The following is a 20,938-nucleotide window of genomic DNA, read 5'->3' as shown; positions in this document are numbered from 1 at the left end:
CCCGGATACGCCGGGCCACTCCCGTGCGACGGCGTACGTCCCGGGCCGCCGGGCGCCGGGGTGCTCAGATTCCGCGCTTGCGGAGGATCTCCTCGATCTCCGCGAAGTCGCCGAGGTCCGCGTCCGCCTTCCCGGCCGGTCGGCCCCGCCCGGTCGGCGCGTCCCGGGTGGCGGCCCGCCCACCCTCGGCGGCGGCCCCGGACACCGCCGGACGGCCCGGGGACGCGCCGGTCCGGGCGGGGGCCGCGGCATCGGCGACCGGGCGGCGCCGGGCGATCCACCGGGAGCCGATCAGCAGTCCCGCCGAGAGCGCCAGCAGCGCGATGCCGGCCCACACCCGGGGGTCGAGGACCAGCTTCGTCGCCCAGTCCGACAGCTCGCCGCCGATCGTCCGGGCGACCGGGAACAAGCCGGTCAGATAGAGGCCGGCCGGCAGCAGGGCCACAGCGAACCACCGGGTGGCCGACAGCCGGCGGCCCCGGCGGGCGCGGACGACCGCGAGGGCCACTCCCGCCGCCGTGAGGAGGAAGGCGACCACCGCGGTCAGCACGGCCGGGCCGCCGTCCGCCCGTCCGTCGCGGCGCCGCCGGGAGGGCCGCCGCGACCGCCACCACCGGGACGGCGACCGGGTTCGGTCAGAAGCTTGTTCCTGGACACGTCGGGCCTCCGTCCCGCGGCCGGACCCCCGCCTGGACCGGGGCCCACCGCCGCCACGCTCACTAGTGGAACACTGGGGGCATGATCGATGGTTCCCTTCCCCGGCTCGAATTCTGGTGCGAACTCCAGTGCCCGGACTGCCGCACCGCCCTGGACGACATCCGCGCCCTGCGCGCCCGGTACGGCGGTGACCTGCCGATCGAGCTGCGGCACTTCCCGCTGGAGAAGCACAAGCACGCGTACGCCGCCGCGCAAGCCGCCGAGGAGGCGTTCGCCCAGGGCCTCGGCTGGCCCTACGTGGAGGCGCTGCTCGCCCGGGTGGACGAGCTGGCCGGGCGCGGGGAGACCCTGCTGGTGGAGGTCGCCCGCACGGTGGGCCTGGACGCCGAGGAGGTCGAACTGGCCCTGATCGACGGCCGGCACACCCTGATCGTGGACGCCGACCAGGCCGAGGGCAAGGCGATCGGGATCAGCGGCACCCCCACCTACGTCATCGCCGGCCGGCGGCTGGACGGCGGGCAGAGCCAGGACGGCCTGCAGGCCCGGATCATCGCCGTCATCGAGGAACAGAAGTCCTTCTGAGGTTCCGTCATATCAGCTGCTTGCCGAGCACCCGGTTGGTGATCCGGTAGCCGAGCGAGGTGTAGAGGCCGATCGCCACCCGGTTCTCGGTGAACACGTTCAGGCCCAGATCCCGCACTCCGACGGCCAGGCACTCCCGCTCGGCGAGCAGCATCAGGGTCCGCCCGTGGCCCCGGCCGCGCAGCCCCGGGGCCACCTCGACGGTCATCACCCAGGCCAGCGGCCGGCCGTCGGGGAGGTCCCGCTCGCGCAGCGCCAGCCACAGGCTCCCCAGCACCGCGCCGTCCGGCCCGTGCAGCCACCGCAAAGCGACCCCGGGGGTGGCGGCGCCCTGCGGCAGCAGGTGCAGGTGGTCGGCGTCCGACTTGGCGCGGGCCTGCCGCTCGCTGAGGCCCGAGGCACGCAGATCGCGCACGTAGCCGGCCCTGGCCTCGTCCAGCCAGGCCGGGTACCGCTCGGCGTCGATCGGCCGGGCCGTGACGCCCGGCGGCAGGACCGGCTCGGGACCGGCCCCCAGCGCCTTGGCCATGTTGCGCATCCGCTCGCGGTAGCCGAGCGCCTCGGCCAGCCGCAACGCGGCGGTCGCCGTCTCCGGGATGACCGCGTCCACCCGCTCGCAGTCCCAGCCGCGCAGCACCTCCTCGGCCGCCAGCGCGCCCACGGTGCCCCGGCCGCGCCCCCGGCCCTCCCAGATCTCCAGCTCGGAGATGTTCCCCCAGCAGCGGTCCCCGCGCGGCGTCGCACTGGTGCGCAGCGCGCCGACCGGGCGGCCGTTGGCGCAGATCTGCCAGCGCCTGGTGCGGCCGCCGCCCGGCGCCGGGGATTCGGGGCTCTCGGGGCGCAGCGTGGTGGTCATGCCGGAGTCCCTTCCCCGCCGACCGGTGGTTCTACCGTGCGTCGGACGGCCCGGTCGGCGCGGCGCCACCGCCGGGCGGCCGCCGGTGCGCGGCGGGGGCGCCCGGCGCGGGCCGGTCAGGGGTCGAGGTCGTCACCGCTGCGCTCGGTGAAGACCGCCATGGCCTTCGCGGTGACCGGGCCCGGTCCGGCCAGCTCGCGGCCGTCGATCCGGGTGACGGCCTGGACGTCGCGCAGGGTCGAGGTCAGGAAGACCTCGTCGGCCTCCTGAAGCACGGACAGCGGGAGGTCGGCCTCCTCGGCGTCGCACCAGTCGACGACGAGCCGACGGGTGATGCCGGCCAGGCAGCCGGAGGCGAGCGTCGGGGTGAGCAGCCGGCCGCCGAGGACGACGAACACGTTGGAGCCCGTCCCCTCGCAGAGCCGGCCCGCGGTGTTCGCGAGCAGGGCCTCCGAGGCGCCCTGCCGGTGGGCGGCGGCGAGGGCGACGACGTTCTCGGCGTACGAGGTGGTCTTGAGCCCGGCGACGGCGCTGTGCTCGTTGCGCCGCCAGGCGACGGTGGCCACGGCGGTGGTGTCGGGGCGGCGGGCGGTGTCGCCGATGGCGACCACGAGGGTCGGCGCGACCTCGCCGCGCTCGGAGCCGAGCGGGGCGGTGCCGCCGGTGTACGTGACCCGGAGGCGGCCGAGCGGCATCGGGTTGGCCCGCAGGACCTGGGCGCAGGCCTCGCGGATCCGCTCCGGGTCGGGATCGGGCAGTCCGAGGCCGCGGGCGGAGCGGGTGAGGCGTTCCAGGTGACGGGTGAGCGCGAAGGCCCGGCCGTCCACGGCCTTCATCGTCTCGAAGACGCCGTCGCCGACGGTGAGGCCGTGGTCGAGGACGGAGACGTTCGCGTCGCCGGTGTCCACCAGTGAGTCGTTGACCCAGATCGTGCTGTCGGTCGGGCGCTGCATCGGCGCTGCTCCTCGGGGTCGGGTGGTGCGGCCGACGGCGGTCGGGCCGGGGGTGGTCCGGGCCGGAGGTGGTCCGGGGGTGGTCCGGGGCTACGGGGTGCCCGCGGCAGACGCTATCGCGACCAGTCGGGCGGCCTTGAGCTCGGTCTCGGCCCATTCGCGGTCGGGGTCGGAGTCCCAGGTGATGCCCGCACCGGTGCCGAAGCGCAGGACGGGTGCCTCCGGGTCGGCCCGGTCGATCCAGAACGTCCGGATGCCCACCGCGAGTTCACCTTCGCCGCGGTCGGCGTCGACCCAGCCGACGGCGCCGCAGTACGGGCCGCGGGGGGCCCTCTCCAGGGCGTCGATGATGCCCAGGGCACTGGATTTGGGAGCGCCGGTCACCGAACCGGGCGGGAAGGTGCCCGCGAACAGCCCGGGCCAGCCGGCGTCCGCGCGCAGGGTGCCCCGCACGGTGGAGACCAGGTGCACCAGGCCGGGGTGCTTCTCGACCACGCAGAGGTCGGGGACGGTGACGGTGCCGGTGGCGCAGACCCGGCCGAGGTCGTTGCGGACGAGGTCCACGATCATCACGTTCTCGGCGTGGTCCTTGGCCAGCAGGTCGTCCTCGGTCCGGCCGGTTCCCTTGATCGGGCCGGAGGAGACGGTGTCGCCGTCGCGGCGCAGGTAGAGCTCCGGCGAGGCGGTCGCGATCTCCACGCCGTGCGCGGGCAGGCGCACCGTCCCGGCGTACGGCGCGGGGTTGCCGAGGGCGAGCAGGCCGGTGAGGGCGTCGATGTCGCTGCGGGCGGGGTCGGGCAGGGGCGCGGAGAGCACCCGGCAGAGGTTGGCCTGGTAGACCTCGCCGGCGGCTATGTGCTCGCGGATGCGGCGCACCCCGGCGGTGTAGGCGGAGCGGTCGAGGGAGCTGCGCCAGCTGTCCGGGTGCGGCCCGCGCCACGCGTCCGCACGCGGGGGCGCCGGGGCGGGGCGGACGTCGTCGAAGCGGGCGCAGGTCAGGCGGCCCTCGAAGTCGTGGACGACGGCCCAGAAGCCGGCGGAGTCGAGCGCGGCCGGGTCCGAGGTCACGTCGCGCAGCCCGGTGGCGAGGCGGCCGCCGAAGCGGGCGAGCGGGCTGGGTGGGAGGGCTGGGCCGGACACGGTTCTCCTGCGCGGATTCGGTGCTGTGCCGCGCGGGGGTGGGCGCGGTGAAAGGTGTGGTCTGCGGTGCCTGAAGTGTAGGTCCGGCGTCCGGGCGGATGCGGGGGCGCCCGGTCCGGGCGCGGCCTGCGGGCCTGGCCGCAGCGCCCGGCGGCGTCCGGGGTGCGGGCCGGTGGCCGGGTCCGGTCGGGCTGACGGAGCACCACCTGCGGGGCATCCCCGCGGCACGCTGCGGGAACGGATTTTTAGCTGGCCCGGGAATCCGCTAGAGTTCAACACGTCGCCAGGGAGCGCAGCCGGGAAGAACCGGTGAGGCCCTCGGGAGACAGGCGGACGTGGCTCAGTGGTAGAGCATCACCTTGCCAAGGTGAGGGTCGCGAGTTCGAATCTCGTCGTCCGCTCGATGAAGGACAGTGTAGGGTCGTCCTTCGAGTGTTGCCTGGTGGAGTGGCCGAGAGGCGAGGCAACGGCCTGCAAAGCCGTCTACACGGGTTCAAATCCCGTCTCCACCTCCAAGAGGTGCCCCCGGTTCACCGAGGGTCCTTCCCGCGCGATTAGCTCAGCGGGAGAGCACTACCTTGACACGGTAGGGGTCACTGGTTCAATCCCAGTATCGCGCACTCGATCTCTTCGGGGATCTTCGCAGGAACGCCTCATCAGGCGCGATTAGCTCAGCGGGAGAGCACTACCTTGACACGGTAGGGGTCACTGGTTCAATCCCAGTATCGCGCACTCGGTCCCTTCGGGGATCTTCGCAGGAACGCCTCATCAGGCGCGATTAGCTCAGCGGGAGAGCACTACCTTGACACGGTAGGGGTCACTGGTTCAATCCCAGTATCGCGCACAGTACAGACGACGGCCGTGGTCCGAGAGGATCACGGCCGTCGTCGTTTTTCCGTACCCGGAGGTGCGAGGATCCGGCCTCGCCGCCGCTCCGGGACGACAGGCGACGACAAGCACGGGAGCGCCGTGCACGGGCGCCCTCACCGGCGTTCCGTACACGGCGACTCCCGCCTGCCGAGGCGCTTCGCGCGCCGCTCCCGCCCGTCCGCGTGTCAACACGGGCGCTGTGCCTCGGCCGGCACTGCCTCCCCGTCCCGAGGGGTCAGTGCCCGATCAGATCGGCGACCGCGCGGGCCTGGGTGGCCACCTGCTGCCAGCCGCCGAAGAGCATCACCAGCAGGACGGCGCAGGGCAGCGCCATGGCCAGCGCCACCGCCGGGTGCCTGGTCTGGCCGGCCCGGCGGGGGCCGGCGAACGGCCTGCGCCGACGGGCGGGGCCGGTGACCTGCGTTGCCATGACCTTGCTCCTGCTCGCTGCGGACTGCCGGTTGGGATGAGGTACTGCTCGGGGTGCGGGTACTGCGGTACTGCCGGTACAGCCGGCCGGGGCGGTGGACGGATTTCTCGGGGGACGAGCGTCCCGTCCACCGCTGGTCACTACGCTAGGGCGCAGGGGGGTGGTCCCGCGTCATGCCCGCGTACCGTTCTCCAGGCATCCCGGAGGATGACCCTCCGACCTGAGACGTAGTACTGGAGGGGGAGACGACGGCGCAGACACCCTCGGGGGAACCCTGAGAGGCACCCCGAGGAGCTGTCCCGGTCGGGCCCCGGGAGCCACCGCGCGAGCGGTCGTCCGGAGGGTCGCACCGCTGGTCACAGCGGTCCCACCGGGAAGATCGGACAATCCCACGGACCGTTGAGGTGTTGCGTATCAGCACACCGCAGCAGGCAGTCCGTAAGCTGTGCCGGACAGGATCTGACGATGCCCCAACCGACGGGGGCTCACCCACGGGCTGACGGGAACGAAGATGGCGATGATGCGGCTGAGGCGTGAGGACCCCCGCATCGTCGGACCGTACCGCCTGCACCGGCGGCTGGGGGCCGGCGGCATGGGCGTGGTCTTCCTAGGCTCCGACCGGCGGGGCCAGCGGGTCGCGCTCAAGCTGATCCGCGCCGAGCTGGCCGAGGACGCCGAGTTCCGTACCCGCTTCGCGCGCGAGATCGCGGCGGCCTCCCGGATCCGGGGCGGCTGCACGGCCCGGGTGATGGGCTCCGACATCGAGGCCGACCGGCCTTGGCTGGCCACCGCGTACGTCCCGGGGCCCTCGCTGTACAAGCGGGTCGGCGACGAGGGGCCGCTCGGCTGGCCGGAGGCGGCCCGGGTCGGGGCCGCGCTGGCGGACGGCCTGGTGAAGGTGCACGAGGCCGGGGTGGTGCACCGGGATCTCAAGCCGTCCAACATCCTGCTCTCGCCCAAGGGCCCCCGCATCATCGACTTCGGCATCGCGTGGTCGCGCGGGGCCAGCACGCTCACCCACGTCGGCACGGCGGTCGGCTCACCCGGCTTCCTGGCGCCCGAGCAGGTGCGCGGGGCGGCGGTGACGCCGGCCACCGACGTGTTCGCCTTCGGTGCCACCATCGCCTACGCGCTCACCGGGGACTCGCCCTTCGGCTCCGGCGCCTCCTCCGAGGTGATGCTCTACCGCGTGGTGCACGAGGAGCCCGACCTCTCGGCCGTGCCGCCGCAGCTGGCGCCGCTGGTCCGGGCCTGCCTGGCCAAGGAGCCGACCGAACGCCCCGGCGCGGCCGCCCTGCACGAGCGGCTCAGCGAACTGGCGGCACGGGGAGCCGCCCTGCCCGGCGCGGGGCGGGCCGCTCCCGCCCGCGGCACCGCTCCGCCGCCCCACGCGGTGCCGGCCCCCGGGCGGGCGCCCGGGCCCGCCGTCGGGGCCCGCGCGCGCGGCGGCGAGCGGCCGGACCAGCCCCGGCGCCCCTACGGCCAGCCCGCCACCGCGCCGATGCCGCGCCCCGAATCCGCCCAGGCCACCCGGCCGCTGCGGGAGCGTCCGCTGACCCCGCCGCCGGGCCGGGGCGGCGCGCCGCGCGACCGGCAGCACACCCCGGCCCCCGGCCGACCGGTGACGGCTCGCCGACGGCTGCTGCGCCAGCGGCTGATCGTCTTCGTCACCGTCACCCTCGGGGTCGCACTCGCCATCGCGGCCGCCCAGGGCTGCGAGAACCGCGCCGACCAGGGTCTCGGCCTGCCCTCGGGCGCCCCGGCGGCCGCGGCGGCGCCCGCCACCCCGGCCTCCGGCGGACTCTCGGCGGACGGCGCGCTGCAGTCCCCCGCCGCGCTGACGGCGGCGGCCCGCGGCACCGCCCCGGCGGCCGACGCCGGGCTCAGCCAGGCCGTCGGCCCCCAGCCCGCCGTGGACTGGCCGAACCGCAGCTTCACCGATCCGGCCGGCGGCGGCGGAATCCTGCTGCACGACGGGCGTTCGGGCGTCGACGGCCGACAGGTCGCGCTCAGCGCGGTGCTGCCGGCCCAGTACCGGGGCGCGTCGGCCGCCCTGGTGGTGCTGCGTCGCGCGGAGGGGTCCGTCCCGGTCGATCTGGTCCAGCTCTTCGGCTTCAACGGCGACGCTCCCGTCCCCCTCGCCGCCCGGGCCTCGGCCGCGAACCCGCAGGCGGTCGCGAGCTGGCGGATCGAGAGCGGCGCCCTGGTGCGGGAGGAGCGGGTCTCGCAGACCGGCGCCGTCTCCTCCACCCGCTACTCGGTGCGCGGCGACGGCACTCTGGAGGAGTCCTGGCCCGGCTCCGGGGTGTCCGGCGGCACCGGGGGCTGAGCCCGTCCGCCCGCCGGTCAGACCCCTCGCGGCCTGGTGGCGTAGAACGCCACCGCCGAGGCCGCTGCCACGTTGAGCGAGTCGACGCCGGCGTCCATCGGGATGCGGACGTGGTCGTCGGCCGCGGCGAGGGTCCCGGGGGCGAGGCCGGCGCCCTCCGTGCCGAAGACCAGCGCCAGCCTGTCGTCGTCGCGCGCGGCGAGTTCGTCGAGGGTGATCGCACGGTCGCTCAGGCAGAGCGCGGCCACCGTGAAGCCCGCGGAGCGCAGGATCCCGATGTCCTGCGGCCAGGACGTCAGCCGCGTCCACGGCACCTGGAGCACGGCGCCCATCGAGACCTTCACGGACCTGCGGTAGAGCGGATCCGCGCAGCGCGGGGTGAGCAGGACGGCGTCGACGCCGAGGGCGGCGGCGTTGCGGAACGCGGCGCCCACGTTGGCGTGGTCGACGATGTCCTCGAACACCGCGACGCGGCGGACGGCGCCCGCCCCTCCGCCGGCGGGCGACCCCGCGCGACGGTCGCCCGGCGCCTGGGCCGGCGCGGCGCCGGTCAGCAGCCCGGCCGGCTCCGGGAGCGGCTTGCGCTCCATCGAGGCGAGCGCGCCGCGGTGCACGTGGTAGCCGGTGACCTGCTCGGCGAGAGCGGGCTCGACCAGGTGGACCGGTGCCTCGGCCGCGCCGATCACGTCGCCCATCACCTCCAGCCACTTGGGCGTGAGCAGCATCGAGCGCATCCGGTAGCCGGCCTCGATCGCCCGGCGGATGACCTTCTCCCCCTCGGCGATGAACAGGCCCTCGGCCGGCTCGCGACGGCGGCGCAGCTCGACGTCGGTCAGACCGGTGTAGTCGGCGAGGCGGGGGTCGGCGGGGTCAGTAACAGCACGGGGTTCGGACACCGTGCGATCTTGCCCGGTCGGGCGGACGAAGGCCAAACCGCACCCGGCCGCGCCTCGCTCCCGCACCGCGCCCCTGCCGCCGGCACCGGGGCCTCGCCCCACCGGAGGACCGCCGGGGCCCGGGCGCCGACCGGATGCCGACCGGGCGCCGACCGGATGCCGACCGGATGCCGCCGCGGACGGTCCGGCGCGTCGCGGCGCTGCCCCTGGCCTGCCCGGCGCGGGCAGTGTAGACATGGCGTATGGCCCGTTTTCCGGGCCGGGCCAGGGGGCGCCCGGCCGCTGGCGCCGCCGGTGGGCTTCCGTCGGGCCGGCCAGACCCTTCGCGTTCACCGCGCGAGCAGACGGAGCGTCCCGAGCAGCCGGCCCCCGAGCGGGCCCCGGGGCGGCGTATCCGCTCGGCGTCGAACAGTCTCAGCCTGGCCGCCCAGGTCTTCGCCCTCCAGGTGGTGGTGGTCCTGCTGCTGGTGGCGGCGGCCGTGGTCGCGTTGGTGGTGCAGTCCAACCGGGACAGCGTCGAGGAGGCCCGCAACCGGTCCGTCGCCGTCGCCCAGACCTTCGCCAACTCACCCGGCATCGTCGAGGCGCTGCAGAGCCCCGACCCGACCGCGATCCTCCAGCCGAAGGCGCAGTCCGTCCGGATCCAGACCGGCGTCGACTTCGTCGTGGTGCTGAACAACGACGGCATCCGCTACACCCACCCGCTGCCGGACCGGATCGGCAAGAAGTTCGTCGGCACCATCGAGCCCGCGCTGGCGGGCGGGGTGGTCACCGAGCAGATCACCGGCACGATCGGCCCCCTGGTGCAGGCCGTCGTCCCGGTGCGGGCGCCGAACGGCGCGGTGGTCGGCCTGGTCTCGGCGGGTATCACCATCGCGCGGGTCAGCAGCGCCTCCAACCACCAGCTGCCCATCGTGCTGGGCGCCGCCGGAGCGGCGCTGTGCCTGGCCACCGGTGGAACGGCGCTGGTCAGCCGTCGGCTGCGGCGCCAGACGCACGGTCTCGACCCGGTCGAGATGACCCGGATGTACGAGCACCACGACGCGGTGCTGCACTCCGTCCGGGAGGGCGTGCTGATCACCGACGGCGACGGCGGGCTGGTGCTGGCCAACGACGAGGCACGCCGGCTGCTGGAGCTGCCCCGGGACGCGGAGGGGCGGCCGGTCACCGAGGTGGGCCTGGCGCCGGCGCTGGCCGCCCTGCTCGCCGCGGGCAGGACGGTCACCGACGACGTGGTGCCGGCCGGCGGGCGGCTGCTCGCGGTGAACATCAGGCCCACCGACCGGGACGGCGGCCCGGCGGGCAGTGTGGCGACCCTGCGCGACTCCACCGAGCTGGTCGGCCTGGCCGGCCGGGTCGACCGGGCGCGCGGACGGCTGCGGCTGCTCTACGAGGCCGGGGTGAGCATCGGCAGCACCCTGGACGTCACCCGGACCGCCGAGGAACTCGCCCAGGTGCTGGTGCCCTCGTTCGCCGACATCGTCAGCGTGGACCTGGCGGAGCAGGTGTTCGGCGGGGACGAACCGCCGACCGGGAGCGCCATCAGCCGGATGCGCCGGGCTGCGCTCAGCAGCGTCGGCGCCGAGGTGCCGTTCATGGTCGCGGGCACCCTGATCGACGTCGTCCCGGAGTCCCACCTGGCCCGCAGCATCGCCGGCGGCCGGCCGGTGCTGGAGCCCGACCTCCGGGTCGCCACCGCCTGGCGCACCCAGGACCCGGCCGGCGCCGAACTGATCCTGGAACACGGCGTGCACTCGCTGATCCGGGTGCCGCTGCGGGCCAGGGGAGTCCTGCTGGGGGTGGCCCGGTTCTGGCGCTGCGAGCGGACCGAACCGTTCGAGGAGGACGATCTCTCGCTGGCCGAGGAACTGGTCGCGCACGCAGCCGTCTGCATCGACAACGCCCGCCGCTACACCCGCGAGCACGCGATGGCGGTGACGCTCCAGCACAGCCTGCTCCCCCGGAGCCTGCCGCCGCAGAACGCGCTGGAGGTCGCGCACCGCTACCTTCCGGCGCAGGCCGGCGTGGGCGGCGACTGGTTCGACGTGATCCCGTTGCCGGGCGCCCGGGTGGCCCTGGTGGTCGGCGACGTGGTCGGTCACGGCCTGCACGCGGCCGCCACGATGGGGCGCCTGCGGACCGCGATCCACAACTTCTCCGCGCTCGACCTGGCGCCGGACGAACTGCTCGGCCACCTGGACGAGCTGGTCAGCCGGATCGACCAGGACCAGGCGGCCACCCAGGGCGGGTCCCAGGTGACCGGCGCCACCTGCCTGTACGCGGTCTACGACCCGGTCTCCCGGCGCTGCACGCTCGCCCGGGCCGGCCATCCCCCGCCCGCCGTGGTCCACCCCGACGGCACCGTGGAGTACCCCTCGCTGCCCGCGGGGCCGCCGCTCGGCCTGGCCGGCATGCCCTTCGAGACGGCGGAGCTGGAGCTGGCGGAGGGCAGCACGCTGGTGCTGTACACCGACGGCCTGGTCGAGGACCGCACCCGGGACATCGACGTGGGCCTCGACCTGCTGCGCACCGCCCTGGCCCGGGCGGGCCGCAACCCCGAGCAGACCTGCGCGGACGTTCTCGGCGCCCTGCTGCCCAGCCGGCCGACCGACGACATCGCGCTGCTGGTCGCCCGGACCAAGGTGCTGGCGGCCGAGCGGATGGCGCAGTGGGAGGTGCCCTCCGACCCGGCGGCCGTCTCCGGCGTCCGTGCCGCCGTCAGCGCGCAGCTGGGCGCGTGGGGTCTGGAGGAGGCGGCGTTCGTCACCGAGCTGATCCTCAGCGAGCTGATCACCAACGCGATCCGCTACGCCACCGGGCCCATCCGGGTACGGCTGCTGCTCGACCGGATGCTGATCTGCGAGGTCTCCGACACCAGCAGCACCTCCCCGCACCTGCGGTACGCGGCCAGCACGGACGAGGGCGGGCGCGGGCTCTTCCTGGTCGCCCAGTTCGCCGAGCGCTGGGGCACCCGCTACACCGGTACCGGCAAGGTCATCTGGACCGAACAGCCGCTCGGGTAGCACCCGGGCGGGGTCGCGCTCGGGCAGCACGTGGGCGGGGCCCGAACAGGACCCGGGCGGGGCGCGCTCGGGCCCGGTGGAGGCTCTCCACCGGGCCCGGCGTCAGGGCGCGACCCCGGGGGTCTCAGGCCCCGAAGGCGTCGGCGAGGACGTTGACGACGTCCCCGACCACGATCACGGCGGGCGGGCGCACCTGCTCGGCGGCGACCGTCGCGGCGACCGTGCCGAGCGTCGCGTCGATCCGCCGCTGGCCGGCCGTGGTGCCCTCCTGGACGATCGCGACCGGGGTCGCGGGCGGGCGGCCGCCCTCGATCAGCTTGGCGGCGATCGCGCCGATCTTGTCGACGGCCATCAGCAGCACCACGGTGCCGGTCATCCCCGCCACGGCGTCCCAGTTGGTCAGCGAGCGCTCGTCCGGGCCGACGTGCCCGGAGATCACCGTGAACTCGTGGGTCATGCCGCGGTGGGTGACCGGGATGCCCGCGGCCGCCGGCACGCTGATCGAGCTGGAGATCCCCGGAACCACGGTGACCGGCAGACCGGCCTCGACGCAGGCGAGCAGCTCCTCGCCGCCGCGCCCGAAGACGTAGGGGTCACCGCCCTTGAGGCGGACCACGAACTTGCCGGCCTTGGCGTGGTCGATCAGCGTCCGGTTGATCGCCTCCTGGGCCATGAAGCGACCGTAGGGGATCTTGGAGGCGTCGATCACCTCGACGTGCGGCGCCAGCTCGGCGAGCAGCTCGCGCGGGGCGAGGCGGTCGGCGACCACCACGTCCGCGTCGGCGAGCAGACGGCGGCCACGCACGGTGATCAGGTCCGGATCGCCGGGGCCGCCGCCGACCAGCGCCACCCCGGGGGTCCGCTCGCGGTACTGGCGGGCGGCGAGGGAGCCGTCCTGCAGGCCGTCCACGATGGCGTTGCGCAGGGCGGCGGAGTGCCGGGGGTCCCCGGTGAGGACGGCCACGGTGGCGCCGCCGTCGTGGCCCGAAGCCGGGGTCCAGGCGCTGGCGGCGGAGGCGTCGTCGCTGCGGGCGCAGAACACCCGCAGGCGCTCGGCCTCGGCACTCACGGCGCTGTTGACCGCCGGGGCGTCCGTGGCGACCAGCACGTACCAGGTGTCGGCGAGGTCGCCCTCCTCGTACGGACGGGGGTGCCAGGTGATCTCGCCGGCGTCCGCCATCGCCTGCACGGCGGGCGTGGTGCTCGGTGATATCAGCTGGATGTCGGCCCCCGCGGCGATCAGCGCGGGCAGCCGGCGCTGGGCGACGTGGCCGCCACCGACGACCACCACGCGGCGGCCGTCGAGCAGCAGGCCGACCGGGTACGGAGTGCGGCCCTCGGTGCCGGGGTGCGGGTTGGGCGCTGGGGTGGGCGCGGTCATGGGCGGGGCTCCTGGGTGGGAGGGAGGGTTTTCGGGTACGGCGGCGGTCCCCGTACCCGGCGCGCCCTCGGGCCGGGTACGGGGGACTTCGTCGGGTCAGGCCTTCTCGGTGACGCCGGCGGAGTCGAACGTGGCTACATCGTGCATCGAACGGGCCGCACTCTGCACCAGCGGCAGCGCCAGCAGCGCTCCGGTGCCCTCGCCGAGCCGCAGATCCAGGTCGATCAGCGGACGCAGCCCGAGCTTGGCCAGCGCGGCCTGGTGGCCAGGCTCGGCGGACCGGTGGCCGGCGATGCACGCGGCCAGCACCTCGGGGGCGATCGCCTTGGCGGCCAGTGCCGCCGAACCCGCGATGACGCCGTCGAGGACGACCGGCGTGCGCAGCGAGGCCGCGCCCAGCAGGAAGCCCGCGATGGCGGCGTGCTCCAGGCCGCCGATGGCCGCCAGGACGCCGATCGGGTCGCCCGGGTCGGGCTGGTGCAGCGCCAGCGCGGCGCGGATCACCTCGACCTTGTGGGCGTGCATCGCGTCGTCGATGCCCGTACCGCGGCCGGTGACCTCGCCGGGGTCGATTCCGGCGAACACCGAGATCAGCGCGGCGGAGGCGGTGGTGTTGCCGATGCCCATGTCACCGGTGATCAGCACCTTGTTGCCGGCCGCGACCAGGTCGCGGGCGGTCTCGATACCGACCTCGATCGCCTTCAGCGCCTCCTCCCGGCTCATCGCCGGGCCCTGGGTCATGTCGTCCGTGCCGGGCTTCACCTTGCGCGGGAGCAGACCGGTGGTGCGACCGGACTGGATCGCGTCCGGCAGGTCGCTCTTCACGCCGACGTCGACGACGACGACCTCGGTGCCGATCTGCTTGGCGAAGGCGTTGATCACCGCGCCGCCCGCCAGGAAGTTGGCCACCATCTGCGCGGTGACCTCCTGCGGCCAGGGGCTGACGCCCTGGGCGTGCACGCCGTGGTCACCGGCGAAGATCGCCACGCAGCCCGGCTCCGGGATCGGCGGCGGGCACTTGCGGGACAGGCCGCAGAGCTGCGCCGAGATGATCTCCAGCATGCCGAGCGAACCGGCCGGCTTGGTCATCCGCTTCTGGCGGTCCCACGCCTCGCCGAGCGCCTTGGCGTCCAGCGGGCGGATCCCGCGCAGGGTCTCGGCGAGCAGGCTGTGCGGCTCCTCGCCGGGCAGCGCGCGGTTGCCGTACTGCTCCTCGTGGACGACCCAGGAGAGCGGGCGCTTCTTGGCCCAGCCCTGCTGCTGGAGCTCGGGCTCGTCCGGGAAGGCGTCGACGTAGCCGACGCACAGGTACGCGACGACCTCCAGGTGCTCGGGCAGGCCGAGCTCGCGGACCATCTCGTCCTCGTCGAAGAAGCTCACCCAGCCGACGCCCAGGCCCTCGGCGCGGGCGGCCAGCCAGAGGTTCTCCACGGCGAGCGCCGCCGAGTACGGAGCCATCTGCGGCTGGGTGTGCCGGCCGAGGGTGTGCCGGCCGCCACGGGTGCGGTCGGCGGTGACCACGATGTTCACCGGGGTGTCGAGGATGGCCTCGATCTTGATTTCCTTGAACTGCTTGGCCCGGCCCTTGGGGAGCGAGTCGGCGTAGGCCTCACGCTGGCGCTCCGCCAGCTCGTGCATCTTGCGGCGGGTCTTGGCCGAGCGGATGACGACGAAGTCCCAGGGCTGGGAGTAGCCGACGCTGGGCGCGGTGTGGGCCGCCTCCAGAACCCGGATCAGCACCTCGTGCGGGATCGGGTCCGGACGGAAGCCGTTGCGGACGTCGCGGCGCTCGCGGATCACCTGGTGGACGGCCTCCCGGCCGGCCTCGTCGTACCCGGGGGCGGCCGGCGGGCGCGGCTCCTCGGCCAGGACGTCCGGCACGGCCTCCTCGACGGCTCCGGTGACGGCCTCGGGAGCGGCCTCGGGAGCGGCCTCGGGAGCGGTGGCGGCCACGGCACCGGCGGCGGGCCCGGTGAGGACCTCACCGGCGGGCCCGGTGACGGCGGCCTCGGTGACGGTGGCGTGGGTGACGGTGGCGTCGGTGCCCGTGATGACGGTGCCCTCCTCGGATTCGGGGGCGGCCTGGGGTTCGGCCTGACCGTCCTCGGTGGGGACCCCGGCATCGCCCTGGACGGGCGCCTCCGGGGCGGTCGTGTCCGGTCCGGCCGGTGCGGGCGCCTGCGGGGCCGCCTCCGGCTGCTGCTGCGGCTGCTCGGGCGACGGCGCGGCGGCGTGGGCGGCCGCCATGTCACCGGTGCCCTCCGCCGTCGGCGACACGGCGGCCTGCGGGGCCTGCGCCGCCTCGGCGGGCAGACCGGTGCCGTTCGCGACGTCGACGGGCTGCCCGAGCGGCTGCTCGGCGACGGGCGTACCCGCCGTCGGCTGCTCGGCGACGGCCTGCTCGGCGGACGGCAGCTCGACGGCCGCCTGCTGCTCGACGACCGGGGCGGGCTCCGCCCCGACCGTGGGCAGACCGTGCGGGGTCGGCGCGGCCAGGAACGCCGAGATCCGTCCGGCGCGGGCGGCCGCGCGACCGGTCACCGGGGCCGGAGCGGCCGCGGGGAGTACCGCGGCCACGGGCTCGGCCACCGGCTGCTCGGGCGCCTGCTGCTGGGCCACCGGCTGCGGGGCCGCCGGCTGCTCGGGCGCGGCATCGGGTGCCTGCGGCGGCGTCACGACCGGTACCACGGCCTCCTGCTGCGGCTGGGCCGCCTCGGCGACCAGCACGTCCTGGAGCGGCACGGCCTGCGGCTCCGCCGCTTGCGGCCGCACGGTCTCCGGCAGGGTCTGCTCCGCGACGGGCGCCTCCGGCACCGGCTGCTCCGGCACGGACTGCTCGACGACCGCCTGCTCGGCGGCCGGCTGTTCGGCGACGGGCTGCTCAACGACGGGCTGCTCAACGGCCGGCTGCTCCGGCACGGTCTGCTCCGGCACGGGTGCCGGCGCGACCTGCTGTGCCTCGGCGACCGGCACGTCCTGGAGCGGCACGGCCTGCGGCTCCGCCGCTTGCGGCCGCACGGTCTCCGGCAGGCTCTGCTCCGCGACGGGCGCCTCCGGCGCCGCCGCCTGGGCCTGCTGCACGGGCGGCACGCTCTGCGGCTGATCAGGCCGGCCGACCACCCGGACGCCGTGCGCCGGGGTGCTGCCCTGGGAGGGCCCCCGGTCGGCGAGCGAGCGCACCGGTACGTGGCCGGTCATCAGCGAGGGGTCGGGGATCGGCGGCCCGGCGTGCAGCGGGCGCCGGGGCGGCTGAGCGGCGATCAACTGCTCCGGTGTCTGGGCGGGCGCGGCGGAGCCGGGCGCCTCGGGTGCGGACGGCTCGACGGCCGGGACGGGCGCGGCTGTGGCGGGTGCGGACGGCTCGACGGCCACCGGCGCGGCGGCCGCTGCCCCGACGGGTGCGGCGGGTGCGGCGGGCGCCTCGGCGGGCGCCGCGAGGACCGGTGGTGCCAGCGGGGGCCAGGAGGGCTCGACCGGGGTACCGGCCGGCGCGGCCCCGGTGGCCAGCTCGTCGCCGACGGCGCGCAGCGCCACGGTGTCCGCCACGGTGGGTGCCTCGACGGCCGGGCTCGGCGCCACCGGGCTCTGCACGAGCGGGTTCTGCACGAGCGGGTTCTGCTCGGCCTGGCTCGGCGGGAACGCGGCGGGCTCGCCGGGGCCGTGCACGAGCGGCTCGCCCCACGAGCCCTGCGGACCGGGCATCAGCAGCACGTCCTCCTCGTCCTCCAGCTGGTCGGGCTGGTCGAGGAAGGTGAAGCCCGGACGCTGGAAGCCCGCCTCGGCGGGCGGCGGAGCGCCGGCGGATCCGGGTGCGCCGTAGCCGGGCACGCCGGGTGCCTGCGCCGCGTGCGCCGGGTACCCCTGCGCCGGGATGCCCTGCACCGCGGCACCCTGGACCGGGGCGGCGGGTACCGCGAAGCCCTCCGGCCGGCCGGCCGGGTCGGACCCGACGAGCAGGTGCTCCGGTAGTCCCTCGCTGGGGACGTGGCCGCCATCGGTCATGTCAAAGCTCCTTCCAGGCCGCTGCCGCGCCCTTGGCGACACGATCACCGACCGCAGCGCCCACATCCGCTCACGGGCCGGGCCGGATTCCGGCCCACCCCTCAACCACTCACGGCCGCCGCGCCGAGGCGCTGCGGCCGTAGATCCACCGGCGCGCTGCGACACCCCGGCCCGCGCCCCACCCGTGCGCGGTGGAACGCCATCTGAAACAACGACAACCCGGGGCAACCGGCACGATCGCACCGGACCCTACGGCATTCTCCCCGTCCCGCAGGCGACCCGTCGAATTGCCCACACTTCGAACCACAGGGGGTTGCACCACGTCAAAAAGGCGACAAACGCCTCAGATCGGACGCCGGTCGCCAACCCTCCCGGGCCAACCAGAACGCCACACTACCGGCCTGGGGCCGGCCTCTCTCGAATCGGCGTCCGGATGCGACCTGGATCACCGCCGGCCGACGGCCGGGGCGCGCCGTCGGATTCAGGCCCCGTGCTCGCCCCAGAGCAGCACGGTCTGCGTGCCCGGCCCGAACAGCAGACCCGCGCCGGCCGCGTCCACGGCGACCGCCCGCGCACCGCCCGAGCGCTGCACGGCGCCCTGCAGCGGCATGGACCGCGACCCGACGGAGCTCGGGCCGCCGGCCGGCGGCCCGGCCGGCAGCGGTTCGCCCGCCACCTCCGCCGGCAGCAGCTCGGTGGACTGCAGCAGCGCCGCCGAGGCCCGGTATCCCGCCAGGGCGATGGCCGACCTGATCTGCTCCGCCTCGGCGAGCGTCCGGGCGACGGCGACGATCCGCTCCGGGCGGCGTGCCAGCACCGCCCGCACCACGTCCGCGCCTCCGGTCTCCACCACCGCGGCGTCGGGCTCGGGCAGGCCGCCCAGGACCTCGGGCCCCGAGCCGTGCACGGTCTCCACCTCGACCCCGTACCGGCGCGCGTTGACCGCGATCTGCGCGCAGGCGGAGAGATCGGCCTCGACCGCCACGACGGCGGCGCCGAACCGCGCCGCCTCCACCGCCAGCGAGCCGCTGCCCGCGCCGACGGACCACACCAGATCACCGGGCCGGGCGCCCAACCGGGCCAGTACCAGCGCGCGGACGTGCGCGGGCAGCGCGGACGGCGCGCTCCCAGCCCCGGCGCCGCGCCCGCTCTCCCCCGCGCGCCCGGCGCCCGCGTAGGCGTCGGCGGGCAGCGCCCAGCCCCGTTCCTGTCCCGGGAAGCCCACCGGACGCCCGGCCAGCCAGCCGGCCGCCTCCCCGGCCGTCCCGCTCTGCGGGCCGTTTCCGCCGATCACCAGGACGACGTTCGGATCCCGCCAGATGTGGTCCGCGACGCGGTCCGAGGTCAGAACCGTGACGTCCTCCTCCGGGGTGCCGAGCGCCTCGCAGACCACGAAGGTGCGGTGCACCCCCCGGAGCATCAGCGCCAGCTCGCTCGGCCCGGCGCCGGCCGCCGTGAGCACCGCCACCTTGGGATGGGCCCGGCAGACGTTGGCAGCCCGGCGCAGCCGTCCGCCGTGGGCGCTGACCACCTGGGCGTCCTCCCAGGGCATCCCCGCGCGGGCGAAGGCGGCGGCCACCGAGGAGACGGCCGGCAGCACTTCGAGTTCGAGGCCGTACTCGGGCCTGCGCAGGGTGCGGACCACTCCGAAGAAACCGGGGTCGCCCTCGGCCACCACGACGGCCGCACCGCGGTGCTCGGCGATCCGGCGGGCCGCCAGCTGGATGCTGCCGAGCGCGATCCGCTCGGCCCCGGCGGGCACCGGGAGGGCGCCCAACTGATAAGGGGCCCCCGCGACCAGGGTCGCCGCCGCCAGGGCCGCGCCGGCGGCCTCGGTCAGCGGTGTGCCGTCCCACCCGATGACCGTGATCCGGTCAGCCATTCGCGGCTGTTCCCCTCGACTCTGCGCACCGCACGGACCCGGGCGGTCCGATCCGCCACCGGACCCGGCCGGGTCCGTCCAGGAGCAGAGGCTACCCGGTGGGGCACCCCCCGGTGTGGACAACTCGCACGCATGTCCCGTCCCGGCCCCCGGCAGGGGCTGTCCCGCACCCCCGGCCCGCACCCCCGGCCCGGGACCCCGGCTCGCGACCCCGGCCCGGTCGCGCGGCCCGGCCGCGCGGCTCAGTCCCGCAGGGCGTACGGCTCGGCGGGTCGGCCGGGCTCCGGGGGGACGTCCATGTCCTCGGGGAGCAGGCTCCACAGGATGAGGTCGCTGCGGCCCTCGTAGCCGCTCGCCCCCGGCTCACCGCCGCGCACTATCCAGGCGCTGCGCAGCACTCCCTCGCTGATGGAGCCGACCTTCTGCGCCACCTGCTGACCGGCCGTGTTGCCGGCCGCGGTGCGCAGTTCCAGCCGCAGGAAGCCGCGGTCCTCGAAGAGCCACTGGGCGACGCCGAGCACCGCCTCCGGCGCGTAGCCCTCGCCGCGCGCCCAGGGGGCGGTGACGCAGCAGATCTCGGTGGAGCGCAGCCGCCAGTCGGTGTTGCGCAGTTCGACGGCGCCGACCACCCGCTGGGTCAGGTGCTCGGTGACGGTGAAGGTGATCCCGCGGCCGGCCGCCCGGTGGGCGGGGGCCAGCCGCCGCGCCCAGTCGGTGGCGCGGGCCTCGGTGAAGGGTTGCGGGAAGTCCGTCCAGGCGTACACCAGCTCGTCGGCCATCAGCTCGGCCAGCGCGGGCGCGTCGCCGTCCTCAAGGGGTCGCAGCAGCAGCCGTTCGGTGCTGATGGCGGTCTCGGGGAAGCTCGCTGCCATGCCGTCTCTCCTCGCCGGATCGTGGACACACCGTACGCCCCGCCGGGGGCCAGGGTGTCCCGTGGTGCACGGACCGCACGACGGTACGTCAGAAACGTCACCTGTCACACCGTCACCCCCAGATACTGCCCGACCGGGCCCCCGCCGAGGTGCGGCGGGGGCCCGGTCGGGGCGGGCCGGAGCGGCCCGGGCGGCGGGTTGATCAGAGGGCCGGGATCACCGAGCCCTGGTACTTGTCGTTGATGAACTTCTTGACGTCCTCGGAGTTCAGCAGCTCGGCGAGCTTCTTGACCCGGGGGTCGCTCTCCTTGCCCTTCTTGACCGCGAGGATGTTGGCGTAGGGGTTGCCCGTGGCCTTCTCCAGCAGGATGGCGTCGGTGGCGGGCTTCAGGCCGGAGTCGAGCGCGTAGTTGCCGTTGATGACGGCGGCGTCGAGGTCGGCCAGGGAGCGGGGCAGCTGCGCCGCGTCCAGCTCCTTCCACTTCAGGTGCTTCGGGTTGCCGGTGACGTCCGCCGGGGTGGCGGCGGTGCCCGCACCGTCCTTGAGGGTGATGACGTTGTTGTCGGCGAGCAGCTTGAGCGCCCGGCCCTCGTTGGTGGCGTCGTTCGGGATGCCGACGGTGGCGCCGTCCGCGAGCTCGGTGGCGGCCTTGACCTTCTTGGAGTAGAGGCCCAGCGGCTCCAGGTGCACGGCCCCGACCGAGACGATGTCGGTGCCGTGCTTCTTGTTGAAGTCCTCCAGGTACGGCACGTGCTGGAAGTAGTTGGCGTCCGCCGAGCCGTCCTGGACGGCCGTGTTCGGGGTCACGTAGTCCGTGACGACCTTCACGTCCAGCTTCAGACCGGCCTTGGCCGCGAGGTTGTCCTTCACGTAGTTCAGGATCTCGGCGTGCGGGGTCGGGCTGGCGATGACGGTGAGCGTCGCGTTCGGGTCGGAGGACCCGGAGGAGGACGAGCCGCTGCCGCAGGCCGCCACGGACAGGGCGATGCCGGCGGTGGCGAGGATGCTGGTGAACTTCAGGACGTTGCGCACGAAAAGTGCCTTTCTGCGTGATTCGGGGAGCC

General features: G+C 75.3%; 13 protein-coding genes, 5 tRNA genes and 1 pseudogene. 8 read left to right on the top strand and 11 right to left on the bottom strand.

Features of this window, described 5'->3' with window-relative positions:
• Positions 1-64 precede the first annotated feature (64 nt).
• Positions 65-550 carry a hypothetical protein gene (locus OG823_RS28335; RefSeq protein ID WP_371482917.1) on the bottom strand — a complete coding sequence of 162 codons (486 nt, stop codon included), beginning with the start codon at positions 548-550 and terminating at the stop codon, positions 65-67.
• A gap of 188 nt (positions 551-738) precedes the next feature.
• Between OG823_RS28335 and OG823_RS28330 the strand changes: the two genes are divergently transcribed.
• Positions 739-1,239, top strand: coding sequence for a DsbA family protein (locus OG823_RS28330; protein WP_371482915.1), 501 nt, complete (start codon positions 739-741; stop codon positions 1,237-1,239).
• A 7-nt stretch (positions 1,240-1,246) separates the two neighbouring features.
• Here OG823_RS28330 and OG823_RS28325 read toward each other — a convergent pair whose 3' ends face one another.
• From OG823_RS28325 to OG823_RS28315, 3 genes are all read right to left on the bottom strand, one after another.
• Positions 1,247-2,095, bottom strand: a complete 849-nt coding sequence (locus OG823_RS28325; RefSeq protein WP_371482913.1) for a GNAT family N-acetyltransferase — start codon at positions 2,093-2,095, stop codon at positions 1,247-1,249.
• A gap of 116 nt (positions 2,096-2,211) precedes the next feature.
• Positions 2,212-3,048, bottom strand: coding sequence for an aminotransferase class IV (locus OG823_RS28320; RefSeq protein WP_371482911.1), 837 nt, complete (start codon positions 3,046-3,048; stop codon positions 2,212-2,214).
• A 90-nt stretch (positions 3,049-3,138) separates the two neighbouring features.
• The gene (locus tag OG823_RS28315; RefSeq protein ID WP_371482909.1) at positions 3,139-4,188 is read right to left on the bottom strand and encodes a chorismate-binding protein; all 1,050 of its coding nucleotides are present in this window, start codon (positions 4,186-4,188) and stop codon (positions 3,139-3,141) included.
• A gap of 329 nt (positions 4,189-4,517) precedes the next feature.
• On the opposite strand from OG823_RS28315, the gene OG823_RS28310 reads away from it, so the two are divergent.
• The 5 genes from OG823_RS28310 to OG823_RS28290 all read left to right on the top strand — a co-directional run bounded on the left by OG823_RS28310 (position 4,518) and on the right by OG823_RS28290 (position 5,032).
• Positions 4,518-4,589, top strand: a tRNA-Gly gene (locus tag OG823_RS28310).
• A gap of 40 nt (positions 4,590-4,629) precedes the next feature.
• A tRNA-Cys gene (locus tag OG823_RS28305) sits at positions 4,630-4,703 on the top strand.
• Positions 4,704-4,736: 33 nt separating this feature from the next.
• Positions 4,737-4,808: transfer RNA gene (locus OG823_RS28300), tRNA-Val, on the top strand.
• A 40-nt stretch (positions 4,809-4,848) separates the two neighbouring features.
• Positions 4,849-4,920: transfer RNA gene (locus OG823_RS28295), tRNA-Val, on the top strand.
• Positions 4,921-4,960: 40 nt separating this feature from the next.
• Positions 4,961-5,032 (top strand) — tRNA-Val (locus OG823_RS28290).
• A gap of 261 nt (positions 5,033-5,293) precedes the next feature.
• Here the strand turns inward: OG823_RS28290 and OG823_RS28285 are convergent.
• Positions 5,294-5,488 carry a hypothetical protein gene (locus tag OG823_RS28285; protein WP_371482907.1) on the bottom strand — a complete coding sequence of 65 codons (195 nt, stop codon included), beginning with the start codon at positions 5,486-5,488 and terminating at the stop codon, positions 5,294-5,296.
• Between the two features lie 511 nt (positions 5,489-5,999).
• Here OG823_RS28285 and OG823_RS28280 point away from each other — a divergent pair.
• Positions 6,000-7,220: pseudogene (locus OG823_RS28280) on the top strand (protein kinase); the annotation flags it as partial.
• Between the two features lie 614 nt (positions 7,221-7,834).
• On the opposite strand, the gene OG823_RS28275 reads toward OG823_RS28280, so the two are convergent.
• Complete coding sequence (locus OG823_RS28275) at positions 7,835-8,713, bottom strand: TrmH family RNA methyltransferase (protein ID WP_371482905.1); 879 nt, start codon at positions 8,711-8,713, stop codon at positions 7,835-7,837.
• A gap of 242 nt (positions 8,714-8,955) precedes the next feature.
• On the opposite strand from OG823_RS28275, the gene OG823_RS28270 reads away from it, so the two are divergent.
• Positions 8,956-11,736 (top strand): SpoIIE family protein phosphatase, encoded by a 2,781-nt coding sequence (locus tag OG823_RS28270; RefSeq protein ID WP_371482903.1) that lies wholly within the window; start codon positions 8,956-8,958, stop codon positions 11,734-11,736.
• Between the two features lie 124 nt (positions 11,737-11,860).
• On the opposite strand, the gene cobA is transcribed toward OG823_RS28270, so the two are convergent.
• The 5 genes from cobA to OG823_RS28245 form a co-directional block, all read right to left on the bottom strand.
• Positions 11,861-13,117 carry a uroporphyrinogen-III C-methyltransferase gene (gene cobA / locus OG823_RS28265; RefSeq protein WP_371482901.1) on the bottom strand — a complete coding sequence of 419 codons (1,257 nt, stop codon included), beginning with the start codon at positions 13,115-13,117 and terminating at the stop codon, positions 11,861-11,863.
• A 96-nt stretch (positions 13,118-13,213) separates the two neighbouring features.
• Complete coding sequence (gene cobT / locus OG823_RS28260; protein ID WP_371482899.1) at positions 13,214-17,119, bottom strand: nicotinate-nucleotide--dimethylbenzimidazole phosphoribosyltransferase; 3,906 nt, start codon at positions 17,117-17,119, stop codon at positions 13,214-13,216.
• A 481-nt stretch (positions 17,120-17,600) separates the two neighbouring features.
• Positions 17,601-19,001 carry a precorrin-6y C5,15-methyltransferase (decarboxylating) subunit CbiE gene (gene cbiE / locus OG823_RS28255; protein ID WP_371482897.1) on the bottom strand — a complete coding sequence of 467 codons (1,401 nt, stop codon included), beginning with the start codon at positions 18,999-19,001 and terminating at the stop codon, positions 17,601-17,603.
• 242 nt (positions 19,002-19,243) lie between these two features.
• A complete protein-coding gene (locus OG823_RS28250; RefSeq protein ID WP_371482895.1) occupies positions 19,244-19,873 on the bottom strand; it encodes a GNAT family N-acetyltransferase in 630 nt (209 codons plus the stop codon).
• A gap of 202 nt (positions 19,874-20,075) precedes the next feature.
• On the bottom strand, positions 20,076-20,906 hold the full coding sequence (locus OG823_RS28245) for a MetQ/NlpA family ABC transporter substrate-binding protein (RefSeq protein ID WP_371482893.1): 831 nt from the start codon (positions 20,904-20,906) through the stop codon (positions 20,076-20,078).
• Between the last annotated feature and the right edge of the window lie 32 nt (positions 20,907-20,938).

Origin of the sequence: Kitasatospora sp. NBC_00315 (genome assembly GCF_041435095.1) — a bacterium.
Classification (GTDB): Bacteria; Actinomycetota; Actinomycetes; order Streptomycetales; family Streptomycetaceae; genus Kitasatospora.
This window is presented reverse-complemented; position numbering and strand designations above follow the sequence as displayed.